Annotated in this window: 14 protein-coding genes; 7 read left to right on the top strand and 7 right to left on the bottom strand. The window is 74.4% G+C overall.

All coding sequences use genetic code 11. The annotated features are described in order from the left end of the window. Positions 1 to 4: 4 nt before the first annotated feature. Positions 5 to 1183 carry an acetyl-CoA acetyltransferase gene (locus ABZ899_RS06040; protein WP_361341329.1) on the bottom strand — a complete coding sequence of 393 codons (1179 nt, stop codon included), beginning with the start codon at positions 1181 to 1183 and terminating at the stop codon, positions 5 to 7. Between the two features lie 85 nt (positions 1184 to 1268). Between ABZ899_RS06040 and ABZ899_RS06035 the strand changes: the two genes are divergently transcribed. The 3 genes from ABZ899_RS06035 to ABZ899_RS06025 are packed head-to-tail and all read left to right on the top strand — an operon-like array spanning position 1269 to position 3473. Beyond that, positions 1269 to 2459 carry an acyl-CoA dehydrogenase family protein gene (locus ABZ899_RS06035; RefSeq protein WP_361341326.1) on the top strand — a complete coding sequence of 397 codons (1191 nt, stop codon included), beginning with the start codon at positions 1269 to 1271 and terminating at the stop codon, positions 2457 to 2459. Further along, positions 2456 to 2950 (top strand): nitroreductase family deazaflavin-dependent oxidoreductase, encoded by a 495-nt coding sequence (locus ABZ899_RS06030; RefSeq protein WP_361341324.1) that lies wholly within the window; start codon positions 2456 to 2458, stop codon positions 2948 to 2950. The genes ABZ899_RS06035 and ABZ899_RS06030 overlap by 4 nt, the downstream gene beginning before the upstream one ends. A 58-nt stretch (positions 2951 to 3008) precedes the next feature. Then, on the top strand, positions 3009 to 3473 hold the full coding sequence (locus ABZ899_RS06025; RefSeq protein ID WP_361341321.1) for an Lrp/AsnC family transcriptional regulator: 465 nt from the start codon (positions 3009 to 3011) through the stop codon (positions 3471 to 3473). Positions 3474 to 3571: 98 nt separating this feature from the next. Here ABZ899_RS06025 and ABZ899_RS06020 read toward each other — a convergent pair whose 3' ends face one another. Next, positions 3572 to 4207, bottom strand: coding sequence for a TetR family transcriptional regulator (locus tag ABZ899_RS06020; RefSeq protein WP_361341576.1), 636 nt, complete (start codon positions 4205 to 4207; stop codon positions 3572 to 3574). Between the two features lie 134 nt (positions 4208 to 4341). On the opposite strand from ABZ899_RS06020, the gene ABZ899_RS06015 reads away from it, so the two are divergent. The 3 genes from ABZ899_RS06015 to ABZ899_RS06005 all read left to right on the top strand — a co-directional run bounded on the left by ABZ899_RS06015 (position 4342) and on the right by ABZ899_RS06005 (position 8273). Continuing rightward, on the top strand, positions 4342 to 5079 hold the full coding sequence (locus ABZ899_RS06015) for a VOC family protein (RefSeq protein WP_361341318.1): 738 nt from the start codon (positions 4342 to 4344) through the stop codon (positions 5077 to 5079). Between the two features lie 212 nt (positions 5080 to 5291). After that, positions 5292 to 7649, top strand: a complete 2358-nt coding sequence (locus ABZ899_RS06010; RefSeq protein WP_361341315.1) for a serine/threonine-protein kinase — start codon at positions 5292 to 5294, stop codon at positions 7647 to 7649. 138 nt (positions 7650 to 7787) lie between these two features. After that, complete coding sequence (locus ABZ899_RS06005) at positions 7788 to 8273, top strand: hypothetical protein (protein ID WP_361341313.1); 486 nt, start codon at positions 7788 to 7790, stop codon at positions 8271 to 8273. 95 nt (positions 8274 to 8368) lie between these two features. On the opposite strand, the gene ABZ899_RS06000 is transcribed toward ABZ899_RS06005, so the two are convergent. The 3 genes from ABZ899_RS06000 to ABZ899_RS05990 are packed head-to-tail and all read right to left on the bottom strand — an operon-like array spanning position 8369 to position 10716. Further along, positions 8369 to 9139 (bottom strand): enoyl-CoA hydratase/isomerase family protein, encoded by a 771-nt coding sequence (locus tag ABZ899_RS06000; protein WP_361341310.1) that lies wholly within the window; start codon positions 9137 to 9139, stop codon positions 8369 to 8371. Continuing rightward, a complete protein-coding gene (locus ABZ899_RS05995; RefSeq protein ID WP_361341307.1) occupies positions 9136 to 9552 on the bottom strand; it encodes an OB-fold domain-containing protein in 417 nt (138 codons plus the stop codon). The genes ABZ899_RS06000 and ABZ899_RS05995 overlap by 4 nt, the downstream gene beginning before the upstream one ends. 6 nt (positions 9553 to 9558) lie before the next feature. After that, positions 9559 to 10716 carry a lipid-transfer protein gene (locus ABZ899_RS05990; RefSeq protein WP_361341304.1) on the bottom strand — a complete coding sequence of 386 codons (1158 nt, stop codon included), beginning with the start codon at positions 10714 to 10716 and terminating at the stop codon, positions 9559 to 9561. An 88-nt stretch (positions 10717 to 10804) separates the two neighbouring features. Here ABZ899_RS05990 and ABZ899_RS05985 point away from each other — a divergent pair, with 88 nt between their 5' ends. Further along, positions 10805 to 12385, top strand: a complete 1581-nt coding sequence (locus ABZ899_RS05985; protein ID WP_361341301.1) for a FadD3 family acyl-CoA ligase — start codon at positions 10805 to 10807, stop codon at positions 12383 to 12385. Positions 12386 to 12445: 60 nt separating this feature from the next. Here ABZ899_RS05985 and ABZ899_RS05980 read toward each other — a convergent pair whose 3' ends face one another. Beyond that, positions 12446 to 12655, bottom strand: coding sequence for a hypothetical protein (locus ABZ899_RS05980; protein WP_361341298.1), 210 nt, complete (start codon positions 12653 to 12655; stop codon positions 12446 to 12448). Between the two features lie 197 nt (positions 12656 to 12852). After that, positions 12853 to 15813: a BTAD domain-containing putative transcriptional regulator gene (locus ABZ899_RS05975; protein ID WP_361341296.1), complete on the bottom strand. Its 2961-nt coding sequence runs from the start codon at positions 15811 to 15813 to the stop codon at positions 12853 to 12855. Positions 15814 to 15841: the final 28 nt, after the last annotated feature.

Raw genomic sequence — 15841 nt, 5'->3', positions numbered from 1 at the left:
CGGTTCACTCCCTTCCCACTACCAACGTCCCGGACGAGCAGAACCATCCACCCGTCGCCGACACCACGCCCAGCCGAGGCGGCTCCCCCGTCCGGCCGCGCCGGGCCACCTGGCGTTCCCCGGCCTCGCCGCGCAGCTGGCGCACCGCCTCCACCAGCAGGAACAGCCCGCGCATCCCGGGGTGCTGCGCCGACAGCCCGCCTCCGTCCGTGTTCACCGGCAGCTCCCCGCCGCGCACCAGCAGCCGCCCCTTCCCGACGAACGCCCCGCCCTCGCCCTTGGCGCAGAAGCCGAGGTCCTCCAGGGTCACGAGCGTCATGTAGGTGAAGGCGTCGTACAGCTCGGCGAAGTCCATCTCCTCGGGGCGCACCCCGGCCCGGGCGAAGGCGAGCCGTCCGCTCACCGCCGCCGGGCCGGTCGTGAAGTCCGGCCACTCGGCCATCGAGGCGTGCGAGACGTGCTCCCCGGTGCCGAGGATCCACACCGGTGCCGTACGGCAGTCGGGGACGTACTCCTCGGCGGCCAGCAGCACAGCTGCGCCGCCGTCGGAGCGCAGACAGCAGTGGAGCCTGGTGAACGGGTCCGCGATCACCGGCCCGGACAGCACGTCGTCCACGGTGATCGGATCGCGGTGCAGTGCCTCGGGGTTCAGGGCCGCGTTCGCCCGCGCCTGGACGGCCACCTGAGCCAACTCCTCGACCGTGGTGCCGTGTTCGGTCATGTGGCGGCGGGCGGCCATGGCGTACTTGGCGATCAGCGTATGGCCGTAGGGGGCCTCGAACTGCGCGGGGCCCCGCACCCCGAGGGACAGCTCGCCGGTCCGCCGGCCCGCCCTGATGTCCGCCCGGGCCGTCGAGCCGTACACCAGCAGCACGGCGTTCGCGTGGCCGCGCGCGACGGCGTCCGCCGCGTGGGCCGCCATGACCTCCCAGGTGGCGCCGCCGACCGAGGTGGAGTCGACCCAGGTCGGGCGCAGGCCCAGATACTCGGCCACCTCGACGGGCGCGAGCACGCCGAGACCCGCCGACGCGAAGCCGTCCACCACCTCCCGCGCGAGTCCCGCGTCGGCCAGCGCCCGGCGAGCGGCTTGAGCGTGCAGGGCGTACGCGGTCGCGTCGTCCACCCGCCCGCAGTCGGACAGGGCCACCCCCACCACGGCGACCCTCCGGTTCCCGGCAGTCATGCGCGGCCTCCCGCCTCTGGGCATCCCACCTCGGCCCTTCTAATATGACTGACCGTCAGATCCGAGGGGAAGAGAGGGAACACCCATGGACACCAGCCTCACCCCCGAACAGGACGGCGTCCGCCGCGCCCTGCGCGCCCTGCTCGACAGCCGCTGCGGCCCCGGCGAGCTGCGCGCGGCCCTCGACACCCCCACCGGTCACGACCCCGCCCTGTGGGCGGCCCTCGGGCGCCTCGGCCTGCCCGGCCTCGCCCTGCCCGAGGCGTACGGCGGCGTGGGCTGCTCGGTGACCGAACTCGCCCTCGCCTGCGAGGAGACCGGCCGGGTGCTGGCCCCCTCCCCGCTGACGGCCACCGCCGTCCTCGCCGCCCCGCTGGTCGCCGCGCTCGGCACCCCCGCCCAGCGGGCGGACCTGCTGCCCCGCCTCGCCTCCGGCGCGCTCACCGCCGCCCTCGTCGTGGACGGTCCCGCCCTCGCCACCGCCCTCGCCCTGACCGGGGGCAACGGCGGCGACTGGGCCGGCGGCGGACGGGCGGGCGGTGTGCAGGCCCGCCGCGGCGGGGACGGCTGGCGGCTGTACGGGCAGGCCGGTCAGACGCTGGACGGGCACAGCGCCGGACTGCTGGTGGTCGCCGCGCGCACCGGGGGCTACACCCGCCCCCGGACCCTGCTGTTCCTGGTGCCCGGCGACGCGCCCGGGGTGGTCCGGGCCCGGCAGACCACCGTCGACGCCACCCGCCCGCAGGGCCGCGTGCACCTGCGGGACGTCGGCGCACAGCTGCTGGGGGAGGAGGGGGCCGAGGTGACCGGCGCCCTCGGGGAGACGGGGGACCGGGCCGCGGCGGTCCTCGCCTGCGAGGCCGTGGGCGCCGCGGACCGGGCCCTGGAGCGGACCGTGGAGCACGTCGGGCGGCGCGAGCAGTTCGGGCGGCCGATCGGGTCCTTCCAGGCGGTCAAGCACCGGCTGGCGGACGTGTACGTCGAGGTGCAGGCGGCCCGGTCGGCGGCGTACCACGCGGCCTGGGCGGCCGCCCACGGCGAGCGGACGGGCGGCCTCGCCCTCGCCCAGGCCCTCCAGGCGCTGCGGACCGCCGCGGGCGAGGCGATCCAGTTCCACGGCGGCCTCGGTTTCACCTGGGAGCACGAGGCGCACCTGTACTTCAAGCGGGCGGCCGGCGACGAACTGCTTCTCGGGCCGGTCCACCGGCTGCGCGCGCACGCCGCCGGGTCGGCCCGGCTCCTCGAGGCGCCCGGGACACGGGAGGTGCGGGTGTGACCCTGCCGCGCGCGGTCGTACGCGCCGTCCAGAAGCTGTCCGCGACCCGGGGCTTCGCCCGGGCCGCACCGCACGTCGTGCCCGCGCTCGACCGGGCCGTGCACCGGCTCACCCGGGGAAAGGTGCTGCTCAGCGCCCTGATGCTGCCCGGTGTCGTGCTGACCTCCACGGGCGCCCGCAGCGGACTGCCCCGCCGTACGCCGCTCGCCTGCGTACCCGAGGCGGGAGGCCGCTCCTGGCTGCTCGTCGGCTCCAACTTCGGCCGGCCCGGTCACCCCGCCTGGACCCGCAACCTGCTCGCCCACGCCGACGCCGAGATCGACTGGAAGGGCCGCACCGTCCCCGTCACGGCCGCGCTCCTGGCGGGTGAGGAGCGGGAGGCGGCCTGGCGGGCCGCCGTGGCCCTATGGCCCCCGTACGCGGCGTACCAGGCCCGGGTGGACCGGCGGATCCGGCTCTTCCGCCTCACTCCGCGGTCCCAGGTGGGGTGACCCGAAAGCGACGGCGGCATTTGCCCGGCACCCGGCCCTCCGGGGGAGGATCCGCCCCATGGACGACGTGGACGGACGCATCCTCGCCGAGCTCCAGCAGGACGGCCGGCTGACCGTGACGGAGCTGGCCGCGCGGGTGGGGCTCAGCGTCTCGCCGTGCCACCGGCGGCTGCGCGAGCTGGAGCGGTCCGGCGCCATCGGCGGGTACCGGGCGGTGGTGGACCCGGCCGCCGTCGGGCTCGCCTTCGAGGCGCTGGTCTTCGTCTCCATGCGGCAGGAGGACCGGGACACGGTCGCCGGGTTCGAGCGGGCGCTCGGCGAGGTGGAGGAGGTGCTGGAGGCGCAGCGGCTGTTCGGGGAGCCCGACTACCTGCTGCGGGTCGTCACCGCCGATCTCGCGGCCTACCAGCGGCTGTACGACGAGCGGCTGGCCACGCTGCCGGGGGTGCAGCGGCTGACGTCGACGCTGGTGATGAAGCACGTGGTGAAGGACCGCCCGCTGCCCGGCCGGACCGGGCCGTGACGCACGACAGGCGGCGGCCCACCGGGTGGACCACCGCCTGCCAGACAGGACTTGGGGGCGCTGGCCGGCCGGGAACCGCCCCGCCGGCCGTTCGGGCGTCACTTCACGGGCTTCCTGCCGGTGACGCCCAGATGCACCAACAGGGCCAGATTCGGCTTGAGTTCCGACTGCTTGACGCCCCAGCTCTGGAAGCCCTTCTGGTGCGAGGCGACCGCGGCGAGCATCGCGACGAGCGATCCGGCGATGGCCGCGGGGTTGACGTCCTTGTCGACCCGGCCCTTCGCCTGGAGCTGTGACACGGCGTCCGCGAGGGAGTTGTTGACCGAGTTGAGGATCTTCATGCGGATCTTGTAGAAGCGCTTGTCGCCCTCGGACGCGCCGAGGTCGACGACCCGCAGGATCGCGTCGTTGCGGCGCCAGAAGTCCAGGAAGCCGTCGACGAGGTCCTGCGCGGTCTGCCAGCCCGCCTTCCCCACCCAGCTGCGGCCCTCGACCAGGGCGGTCAACTCCGCGCCCTCGGCGGCCATTTGCTCGGCGAGCTCCAGGACGGCGCCCTCGACGTCCGGGAAGTACTGGTAGAAGGTTGCGGGCGACGTACCTGCCTTGCGGGCGACATCGATGACTTTGACGTCCCGGTACGGGGAAGAGCTGAGCATCTCGCTGAGGCAGTCGAGCAGCTTCTGCCGGGTCGCCTGCCCACGCCTGCCGGCCACGCGGCCGTCGACGGTACGCACTTGTCCTGTCATGTCGTCAGCTTACCGAGGCGGCATCGGGGCGCGATTCGGCCGACTGCAAATGGGGTGCGCCAAGGCTCGGGGGCTGGTGTGCCTGGTCTGCGCGGTGCGCGTGAGGCCGTTACGTTGGCAGTATGGCCGAAAACAGGGCATCCGCAGACGGAACGGATCAGGTGGAGGGCGTTCCGTGCTGGGTGGACGCACAGCTCCCCGACGTGGAAGCGGGCAAGCGGTTCTACGGTGAGCTCTTCGGCTGGGCCTTCGAGGAGGCGTACGACTCCGCCGTATGGGCCCTGCTGGACGGTGAGCGGGTGGCGGCGCTCACGCCGAAGACGGACGGGCGGATGCCCAGCGTGTGGACGGTGTACTTCGCAACACCCGACGCCCGGGCGCTGGCCGCGCGGATCCGGCAGGCCGGCGGGCAGGTGGTCACCGCACCCGTGGAGGTGGGCCCGGGACTGGGCACGGCCGCGCTGGTGACCGATCCGGAGGGCGCGGTGTTCGGGCTGTGGGAGGCGGGCACGCACAGCGGGTTCGGGCGCCGGCACGAGCCGGGGACGTTCGCCTGGGCCGAGCTGTACGCCCGGGACACCGAGGCCGCGAACACCTTCTACGGCGGGCTGTTCCACGACGCCCTGTTCGGTCCCGGCGCGGAGCCGGACTTCGGGCGGGCGGCGGTCGGGGAGGTCTTCGCGGAGATGATGCCGCCCCACTTCGTCGTCCACTTCCGGGTCGAGGACTGCGCGGCCGCCCTCGGCACGGTCACCCGGCTCGGCGGGCGGGTGCAGGTCCCGCCCTTCGAGACGTCGTACGGCACGGTCGCCGTCGTCACCGACAATCAGGGGGCCTCGTTCGCCCTCCTGGAGCGCTGAGGCAGGCGTTCCGGCAGGTGGGCGGGGCGTGCGCCAGGTTCGATGTGTCGTTTTGTCATGAGACACCCCTTTTTGGACCCGGGTTCGCCACCGGGCGCTCGGACAGGAAGAATCGGGGTGCGTGCCGCCGAGGCGGTGCGGTGGTGAGACGCTGCACGGGGTCGCGTGCATATGTGGGTGCACGGGGCCCGTACGGGGAGGTGGCAGGCAGAGTGGTGGATCAGCTGACGCAGCACGATCCGCGCAGGATCGGGCCGTTCGAGGTGCTCGGGCGGCTGGGCGCCGGCGGCATGGGGCTGGTCTATCTCGCGCGGTCGGCCTCGGGCCGGCGCGTGGCGATCAAGACGGTCCGTACGGAGCTCGCCGAGGACCAGCTGTTCCGCGTGCGCTTCACGCGCGAGGTGGAGGCGGCCCGGGCGGTCTCCGGCTTCTACACCGCCGCGGTGGTCGACGCCGACCCGCGCGCCGCCGTGCCGTGGCTGGCCACCGCGTACGTCCCCGCACCCTCCCTCGAGGAGATAGTGAACGAGTGCGGGCCGCTCCCGGCCCAGGCGGTGCGCTGGCTGGCCGCCGGCGTGGCCGAGGCGCTGCAGTCGATCCACGGCGCCGGTCTCGTCCACCGCGACCTCAAGCCGTCCAACGTGCTCGTCGTCGAGGACGGGCCGCGCGTCATCGACTTCGGTATCGCGTCCGGCGTGTCGAACACCCGTCTGACCATGACCAACGTCGCCGTGGGCACCCCCGCCTACATGTCCCCCGAGCAGGCGAAGGACTCCCGCAGCGTCACCGGCGCCAGCGACGTCTTCTCGCTCGGCTCGATGCTGGTGTTCGCCGCCACCGGGCACCCGCCCTTCCACGGCGCCAACCCGGTCGAGACGGTCTTCATGCTGCTGCGCGAGGGCCCGGACCTGGAGGGCCTGCCCGACGAGCTGCGCCCCCTCATCGAGTCCTGTATGCAGATGGACGCGACGGCCCGCCCCAACCCGGCCGACCTCCAGGCCCAGCTCGCCCCGCACCTCTTCGGCTCCGGCACCGACGACAGCGGCACCGCCTCCGCCTGGCTGCCCGAGCGGGCGGTCAGCCTGATCGAGACGCGCCGCGGCGGCCGCCCGGCCCCCAAGCCCGCGCCCGCCTCCGGCCGCAGCGCCGGACGCGGCGTCCCCGCGCCCGTGCCGCCGCCGCCCCCGCACGACCCGGTCGTCCCGGGCCCCCAGGCCCCGCCCGTGCCGGTCGGCGCCCCCGGCACCGGCCCCGTCCGCCTGGCGGGCGCCGCCGTCCCGATCGGCCCCGGCCCCCGGGTCGCCGACGCCCGCGCTGCCGCGATGAAGGCGCCGCCCGCGGAGGCCGCCCTGGTCGCCTCCTGGTCCAAGCCCCGCCCCGGCGTCAACGGCGCCGACCCCGCCCTGCCGGCCGCGCCCGCGGCCCCGGCGGAGGGCCCGGGCGGCTGGCGGCCCTGGCGTTTCCGCATGTCGAACGACGTCTGGGGCACCCCCTCCGTCGCCGGCGACCTCGTCTACGTCACCTCCTTCGAGGTGCACGCCCTGGACGTCGCCACCGGCCGCCGCCGCTTCAAGACCCGGGACGTGGCCTGGTCCATGGCGGTCGCCGACGGGCGCATCCACGCCTCCGACGGCCCCACCCTGTTCGCCCTGGAGTGCCGCGAGGGCGCCGACCTGTGGCGGCTCCAGACGGACGCCTGGGTGTACTCCCTGAAGGCCGAGCGGGGCACGGTCCTCACCGGCACCCGCGGCGGCGGCGTCCAGGCCTGGGAGGCGTCCAACGGCCAGAAGCTCTGGGAGATCACCGGCGCGCAGACCGACTTCGAGACCCCGGAGGCGGGCCCCGCGCTGTACGACGGCACCGCCTACGTCTGGCAGGACGCCCGGCTGCGCGCCCTGGACGCCCGCACCGGCGACGAGCGCTGGTCGTACCCGATCGGCGACGCCGCCTCCTGCGGCGGGGTGCCGGTGCGGGTGGCGAAGGCCCACGACGGCTACGTGTACGTCTCGGCCGGTACCCGCGTGCTCGCCCTCGACGCGGCCGGCGGGCACGTCCGCTGGCACTTCGAGGCCCCGGCGGTCTTCCTGTGCCCGCCGGCCTTCGTGCCCGGCCCCGCGGTGACCGGCGGCGGTGTGTACCTCGCCGACTACCTCGGCACGGTGTACGCGCTGGACGCCACCGACGGCCGGGACCGCTGGCGCATCGCCACCGAGGCCCGTGCCTCGACCGAGCCGGTGCTGGTGGCCGCGGGCCATGTCCACGTCGGCAGCGGCAAGGGCCTGTACACGCTGGACGCGGTCACCGGGACGCCGAAGTGGCGCTTCCAGGCGGGCGGCGACATCGTGGGAGCGCCCGCGGTGGCGGAGGGCCGGATCCACTTCGGCTCCACCGACCACCTGCTCTACACGCTCAAGGCCGACGACGGCCGGCTGCGGTGGAAGCTCGCCACCGGCGGCGAGATCACCGGCTCCCCGGTGGTGCGCGACGGCGTTGTGTACGCGTGCAGCAAGGACCGCTGCGTGTACGCGCTGGACGCGGAGAAGGGCACCGGAACGGCCCGTACCGCGTAGACGTCCTCACCGTCACTGCGCGAGGCGTCACACCGAGTGAGCGCATTCTGCCACGCCTCGGCTGCTACCGTGACGTGCTCACGCTCAAATCAACGGGGGTTGACACCAGTGAAGCTTCGTCATGTCCGCGCTGTGGCCGTGTCCGTCGGCGTCGTCGTCGCACTGACCGGGGCCCGGCACTCGAACGGCGGCGGCTGCGGCGGCTCGGACTCGCACAGCTCCTCGTCGAGCTCCGGCGGCCACGGCGGCGGCAGCACCCACTACGACGACGATGACGACGACTACGGCACCGGGTCCACCTCGGGCGGCGGTACGCAGACCAGCGAGGGGCCGGGCGCCGCGGCCACCCGTGACGTCAGGATCGACCGGTGCGAGAACGACCCGGACCGCGGCCTGGTCGCCCGGGTGAGCGCCACCAACAGCGATGCGCTGCGGACCTACTCGTACACGTTCACCGTGACGTTCAAGGACTCTGGCGGCCGCGAGCTGGACAAGGCCACCTCCGGCATCCTGACGGTCGAGCCCGGCGCCACCGAGTCGGTCGACGTCGTGGCCCGCGCGAGCGCCACCGCCGCCGGCACCTGCGTCCTCGGCGAGGCCCTGCGCGTGGACGACTCGTACTAGGGCCTTTCGTTTGGATCATCCCGGCGTCGGGCACGTCACCATGTCCCGTCGGCCACAGCCAGGCTGATCCAAACGAAAGGCCCCAGTCCCGCCGGTCACCTGGTTCTGAACGCCCGGCTCCGGGTGCGGAACAGCTCCTCCTGCCGCTCGCCGGGCAGGTTGCCGAGCGCGATCAGATGCGGGGCCTGCGCGAACGCGCGGTCCAGGGCGGCCTCCCGGGCCGCCCACAGCGCCCGCACGGTGCCCTGCACGGCCTCCGCCGGATGCCCGGCGATCACGGTCGCGCGCTCGACGGCCACGGCCAGCGCCTCGCCCGGCGCGGTGAGTTCGGAGACGAGCCCGATCTCGTGGGCCCGCCGCGCGCCCAGCCGTTCCGCCGCGCCCATCAGCGCCGTCCGGGCGGCCTCCCCGTACGGCATGCGCAGCGCCATCAGCATGGACTCGTAGGCGCTGACCATGCCGTAGGTGGTGTGCGGGTCGAAGAACGCGGCGGTCGGGTCGGCGACGACGAAGTCGCTCTCCCCGAGCAGATAGAAGGCGCCGCCGCAGGCCATGCCCCGCACGGCCGCGATCACCGGCTTCCACAGGTCGTTGGACTTGGGCCCGGCCCGCAGCAGCGGATCGTCCGTCATATAGGGGGAGTTCGGCTGCGGCACCTCGGTGTCCCGGTCCAGGCCCGTGCAGAACGCGCGCTCCCCGGCGCCGGTCAGCACGACGGCCCGTACGGTGTCGTCGAAGCGCATCCGGCGCCAGGCGGCGACCAGTTCGTCCCGGGTCGCCAGGTCGAGGGCGTTGAGCCGGCCGGGCCGGTCCAGGGTGACCACGGCGACGCCGGTGCCCTCGTCGACGCGCACGCCGAGGCTCATGACCGCTCCCGCACCCAGCGCGGCAGCCCCGTGCCGTCGAACACCGCCCGGACCCGGGCGCCGATGCGGATCAGTTCCGGCGGCACGGAGTTCAGGGGCGCGCCGGGGGCGGCGACGACGTTGCCGACGAGCCGCACGCGCGGGGCGTCGGTGAGTTCGACGACCACCACGTTGTACGGCGCCAGCTCCGCGTAGTCCGGCAGCAGGGGCGGATGGGCGACGACGTACGACCAGACGCGGCCGAGTCCGCTCGTGCGCCGCCATGTGCTCGCGAAGGACTGGCAGCGCGGGCAGCACGGCCGGGGCGGGAAGCGCGGCTCGGCGCAGTCGCCGCAGGTCTGCACCCGCAGCTCGCCCCGCTCTGCGTACTCCCAGAAGGGGGCGCCGTCGGCGTCGGTGACGGGGGAGAGCATCGGCGGTCAACTCCTCAGGAGCAGCGCGGAGGTGGGGACGCCCTCGCCGGCGGTGACGAGGCAGGTCGCGGCGCCGGGGACCTGCGCGGTGCTGGTGCCGCGCAGCTGCCGTACGCCCTCGGTGACGAGGTTGAAGCCGTGCACGTACGCCTCGCTGAGACCGCCGCCGCCCGTGTTGAGCGGGAGGCGGCCGCCGATCTCCAGGGCGCCGCCCTCGGTGAACGCACCGCCCTCGCCCCGCGCGCAGAAGCCGTACCCCTCCAGGGAGAGCGGGACGAGCGCGGTGAACGCGTCGTAGATCTGGGCGACGTCCACGTCCTGGGGGGTGAGGTCGGCGTGCTTCCACAGGTGCCGTGCGGCCGTCCAGGCGGGGCCGGTGAGCGGGTCGTCGTTCCAGTAGTTGACCATGCCGTGGTGCTGGGCGGGCAGGCCCTGCGCGGCCGCGTGCACGTACACGGGGCGTTGCCGGCAGTCGCGGGCGCGCTCCCTGCCGACGACCACGCACGCGAGGGCCCCGTCGGTCTCCAGGCAGTTGTCGTACAGGCACAGGGGCTCGCTGATCCAGCGCGAGGTCATGTACATCTCGCGGGTCAGCGGGCGGTCGTACATGATCGCGGCGGGGTTCTGGTTGGCGCGGTTGCGGCAGGCGAGGGCGACGTTGAACAGGTGGTCGCGGGTCGCGCCGAACTCGTGCATGTAGCGCCGGGCGAGCATGGCGATCTCGTCGACCGGGCGCAGCAGCCCGAACGGCCTGGTCCACTGCGCCGGGGTGGGCAGCTGGGCGGTCGTGTTCCGCCACGGCCGGGGTCCGCTGCCGCGCTTGCGGGACCGCCAGGCGACGCCCACCGACGCCTGTCCGGTGGCGATGGCGGCCGCCAGGTGCGCGACGGTGGCGCACGAACCGCCGCCGCCGTAGCCGACCTTGGCGAAGTACGTGAGGTCGCCGAGGCCGACGGCCTTGGCCAGCTCGACCTCGTCGGTCTCCTCCATGGTGTACGAGGCGAGGGCGTCCACCTCGCCGGGTGCGATCCCGGCGTCGTCCAGCGCGGCCAGCACGGCTCGGCAGGCGAGGGTGCGCTCGTCGTCCGCGAGGTGCCGGGCGAAGGGCGTCTGCCCGATGCCGACGATCGCCGTGGCGTCCTTGAGACCGCTGCCTGACGTCATGCCGCGCACACCTCCGCCTCCCGGGACGGCTGCTGACAGCCCGTCAGATTACAGGTAATCTGACGGACCGTCAGCCAGTGGGGAGGCCATGGTGCGCGGTGACGTGGAGTGGGGCAGCGTTCCGGAACTCGTACGGGCGGCGGCCGGCCGGTACGCGGACACCGAGGCCGTGGTGGAGGGCCGCACCCGCATCACGTACGCCGAACTCGGCGCCCGCGTCGACCGCGCGGCGGCCGCCTGCCTCGCCGCGGGCGTCCGGCCCGGCGACCGGGTCGCCCTGTGGGCCCCCAACTCGCCCGCCTGGATCGTGGCCGCGCTCGGCGCCGTCTCGGCGGGCGCGGTCCTGGTGCCGCTGAACACCCGTTTCAAGGGCGCCGAGGCGGCCGACGTGCTGCGCCGCAGCGGCGCCCGGCTGCTGTTCGTGACGGGCACCTTCCTCGGCACCTCCTACGTGGCCTCGCTGCGCCGGGCCGTCGCCGGGGGGCCCGGGCTGCCCGCGCTGGAGCAGGTCGTCGTGCTCGCGGAGGACGCCCCCGCGGACCACCGCACCTGGAAGGACTTCCTCGCGGGCGGCGACACCGTGAGCACGGCGCGGGTGCGGGCGCGCGCCGCGGCGGTCGAGGGCTCCTGGCCCTCGGACATCGTCTTCACGTCCGGGACGACCGGGCGGCCCAAGGGCGTGGTCCTCACCCACGCGCAGACACTGCGGGCCTACGCGGTCTGGAGCGACCTGGCGGGCCTGCGGCACGGCGACCGCTACCTCATCGTGAACCCCTTCTTCCACACCTTCGGCTACAAGGCCGGGGTGATCGCCTGCCTGATGCGGGGCGCCACGATGATTCCGCAACCCGTGTTCGGCGTGGAGACGGCCCTCGCGAACATCGCGGCGGAGCGGGTCTCGGTGCTGCCGGGCCCGCCCACCCTGCACCGGTCGCTGCTCGACCACCCGGCCCGCGACAGCCACGATCTGTCCGCGCTGCGCCTGGTGGTGACGGGCGCGGCGGTCGTCCCGCTCCGGCTCGTGGAACGGCTGCGCGGTGAACTGGGCGTGGAGACGGTCCTGACCGCCTACGGGCTCTCCGAGGCCGGCGGCCTGGTGACGATGTGCCGGCGCGGCGACGACCCCGCGGTGATCGCGACCACGTCCGGCAGGGCGATACCCGGCACCGAGGTCCGGGTGGAGGCCCCGCCCGGCGAACCCGGCGAGGTCCTGGTGCGCGGCTTCAACGTCATGCGGGGCTACTACGAGGACGCGGCGGCGACCGCCGAGGTGCTGACCGCCGACGGCTGGCTGCGCACCGGGGACGTCGGCATGCTCGACGCGGCGGGCAACCTGCGCATCACCGACCGGCTGAAGGACATGTTCATCGTGGGCGGCTTCAACGCCTACCCGGCGGAGATCGAGCGGACGCTCGGCCTGCACCCGCAGGTGGCGGACGTCGCCGTGATCGGCGTGCCGGACGTGCGGCTGGGCGAGGTCGGCAAGGCGTTCGTGGTCCGCCGGCCGGGAGCGGTGCTCACCGGGGACGACCTCATCGCCTGGGCGAGGCGGCAGATGGCGAACTACAAGGTGCCGCGGCGGGTGGAGTTCGTGGCGGAGCTGCCGCGGAACGCGAGCGGGAAGGTGGTCAAGGCGGCGCTGCGGGGCACCGCCCCCGCACCCCCCTGACGCCGACGACCGCGACGGCTCCCCCTCCGCGCCGCCGCGGTCGTCTCCCCGTGCGTGCGGTCAGACCTGCTCGGAACCGGCGTGGTTCTCGTCGGTCTTCAGGATGTCCTGGGCCACACTGCCGGCGTGGTTCTCCATCGGCTTGATGGTCTCGCCCTCGGCGACGCTGCCGGCGTGGTTCTCCAGAGGCTTCACCGTGGAGCCGTCACCCGGGCTGCCGGCGTGGTTCTCCAGAGTCTTGATCTTCTGCTTCTGTGCTTCGTCGCTCATCGTCGGAACTTTCTGTTGACTGAAGGCGGAAGGCCCGTCCGGCGACTCCCCCGCGGGTCGCCGGACGGACCATTGCAAGGCCGATCACCTTAATGGTGCGACCGAGTGCCGAGCCGTCTGCCCCCCGACGCAACGGATCGGTGCTCATGAGCATGGCGGCACGCGATAAACGAACGATGAACGCGGCCGTGACGTCCTCAGGCCACTGCTGCGGGCGAGAGCAGAGCACGGACCTGTTCGGCCTCAGCGGCACCCGCTTCCTCGTGGATGCTCAGGGCCTCACGCCAGCAGGCCCTCGCGCGATCCGTCTGCCCGATCTGCTGCAGGGCCCGCCCCAGCGTGGTCAGCACGTTCGCGCGCATCCAGTCACCGCCGATCACGCGGAGCGCGAGAGCCCGCTCCGCGTGCTGCGCGGCCTTGGCCGGGCGGCTGCTCGCCATGTACGCCTCCGCTATGCGGAAGTTGGCGGATCCCTCCCACAACCGCTGGCGGTTTTCCTGGAAGAGCCGTAGCGCCTCCTCGAGTTCCTCGAGCGCCTCGACGTGGCGGCCCGCCGCCGTGAGGGCGATGCCGAGGGCCAGCCGGCCGTTGGCCAGACGCACGGTCAGTCCCAGCTGGTCGTAGATGGACACGCCGCGCCGGGCGAGCTGCACCGCGCTCGTGGTGCGGCCCAGGCTCACCTGGATGCGCGAGAGATTGCACACCGCGCTGGCCTCGCCCGGGAGGTTCCCGTCCGTGCGGTAGTTGGCGATGGCCTCTTGAAGGTGCCGTTCGCCGTCGTCGTGGCGGCCCTGGTAGAAGGCGATGATGCCGCGGTCGTTCGGCGCCCAGCAACACGGGGCGAGGTCTCCGGCCGTCTGCGCGAGCAGAATGGCCTGCCGGGCCTCCTCGTCGGCCTGCACGAACCGGTCCGACACCATCAGCGCGTTGGTCAGCGCGGTACGCGCGCGTCCCTCGGCCCGTCCGTCGCCCGCCGCCCGGGCCAGGTCGCGCGCGGCCACCGCGGCGGCCTCGTACTGGTGCGCGTTGGCCCCGGACTCCGCCAGGTCCTTGGCGACCCAGAGCAGATCGACGGCCCGCCGGAGCCTGCCGCCACCGGCGCCCTGCCGTACGCAGGCCAGAAGGCAGTCCGACTCGGTGTACAGCCAGTCGACCGCGGCCTTGGCATCGGTGAAGGTCAGCCCGGGGTACTCGGTGGCCTCCAGGTGGTCGACCAGACGGTCACCGGGACGTTCGATGGCGTAGACCCGGGCAGCCGTCGCCAGATAGAAGTCCAGCAACCGCGACAGCGCCGCCTCCCGCTCCCCCGGAGGGTGCTCGTCGCGTTCCGCGCAGGAGCGGGCGTAGAGGCGGACCAGGTCGTGGAAGCGGTAGCGGCCCGGGGCCGCCGACTCCAGCAGGGACATGTCGACCAGAGGCTCCAGCAGGTCCTCGGCGTCCTCCACGGGAAGGTCCAGCACCGCCGCGGCCGCCGCCAGCGAGATGTCGGGGCCGTCCGCGAGGCCCAGCAGCCGGAACGCGCGGGCCTGCGCGGGCTCCAGCGCGCCGTAGCCCAGCTCGAACGTCGCCTTCACCGCGAGGTCCCCGGCCTGCAGCTCGTCCAGCCTGCGCCGCTCGTCGGCGAGCTTCGCGGCGAGCGAGGACACCGTCCAGGTGCGCCGCGCCGCCAGCCGGGACGCCGCGATCCGGATGGCCAGCGGCAGGAACCCGCACGCCGCGACCACGTCGAGCGCGGCCTCCCGCTCGGCGGCCACCCGCTCCTCACCGACGATCTTCGTGAAGAGGGCGAGTGCCTCCTCCGGCGCCATCACGTCCAGGTCCACCAGATGGGCGCCCGCGAGGTCGACCATGCGCACCCGGGACGTCACCAGCGCCGCGCAGCCGTCGGTGCCCGGCAGCAGCGGCCGTACCTGGGCGGCGTCCCGGGCGTTGTCCAGCAGCACCAGGACCCGCCGTCCGTCCAGCACCGAGCGGTACAGCGCCGCGCGTTCCTCCAGCGAGTCGGGGATCGCCGCGTCCGCGGTGCCGAGCGCCCGCAGGAAGGAGCCCAGCACGGTCTCCGGCTCGGCGGCGCGCGGACCCGCGCCCTGGAGGTCGACGTAGAGCTGCCCGTCGGGGAACGCGGCACGCGCCCGGTGGGCCACGTGCACGGCCAGAGTCGTCTTGCCCACGCCGCCGATGCCGGCCAGCGCCGACACCGCCATCACCCGGCCCTCGGCCGAGGACAGCACGTCGCTCAGCTCGGCGACGAAGGAGGACCGGCCGGTGAAGTCGGGCACGGTGGCCGGGAGCTGGGCCGGGCGCACCGGCGCCGCCGCCGGTTCGGCCGCCGGGGACGACGGTTCGGCGAGGGCCGGGTCGGCCCTCAGGATGCGCTGCTGGAGCTCCTTCAGACCGGGCCGCGGGTCCACGCCCAGCTCGTCCGCGAGCAGCCGGCGGGTGTCGGCGTACACCGCCAGGGCCTCCGCCTGCCGGCCGCTGCGGTACAGCGCGAGCATCAGCAGCTCCCGCAGCCGCTCGCGCAGCGGGTGCGCCGCGGTGAGCGCGGTCAGCTCCGACACGGCCTCCGCGTGGCAGCCCTGCTCCAGGTCCATGTCGAGCCGGGACTCCAGAAGCTGCAGCCGCCACTCCTCCAGCCGGACCCGCTGCGCCTCCGCGTACGGGCCGGGCACCCCGGCCAGCGCCTCGCCGTCCCACAGCGCCAGCGCCCGCCCCAGCAGCTCCCGCGCCCGGCACAGATCCCCGGCGGCCCGCGCCTTCTCGCCGTCGGCGGCGAGTTCCTGCGCCCGCGCGAGGTCCAGCGCGCCCTCGCCCAGCCCCCGGATCGCGTAGCCGCCGGACTCGCTGACCAAGACCCCGGCGTCCAGCGCCTTGCGCAGCCGCGAGGCGTACGTGCGGACCGCGGCGAGCGCCTGCGAGGGCGGTTCCTCGCCCCAGAGGGCGTCGATCAGCTCCGCCGCGGTCGCCGTGCGGCCCTCGCGCAGCAACAGGGCCGCGAACAGGGCGCGTTGCTGCGGCGAGCCGGTGGGGAGGGGCTCCTCGCCGCGCCAGGCGCGCACCGGGCCGAGCACGCCGAAGCGCAGGGCCGCCACCGGCGCCGCCGCACCTGCCGAGGAGCCGGGACGTCTCTGCTCCGGCACTCGCGGTTCCCCGTCCATCGCCGTCTCCCTCAGACCGTTTACAACT

This window comes from Streptomyces sp. NPDC046859, assembly GCF_040645135.1.
Classification (GTDB): Bacteria; Actinomycetota; Actinomycetes; order Streptomycetales; family Streptomycetaceae; genus Streptomyces.
This window is presented reverse-complemented; position numbering and strand designations above follow the sequence as displayed.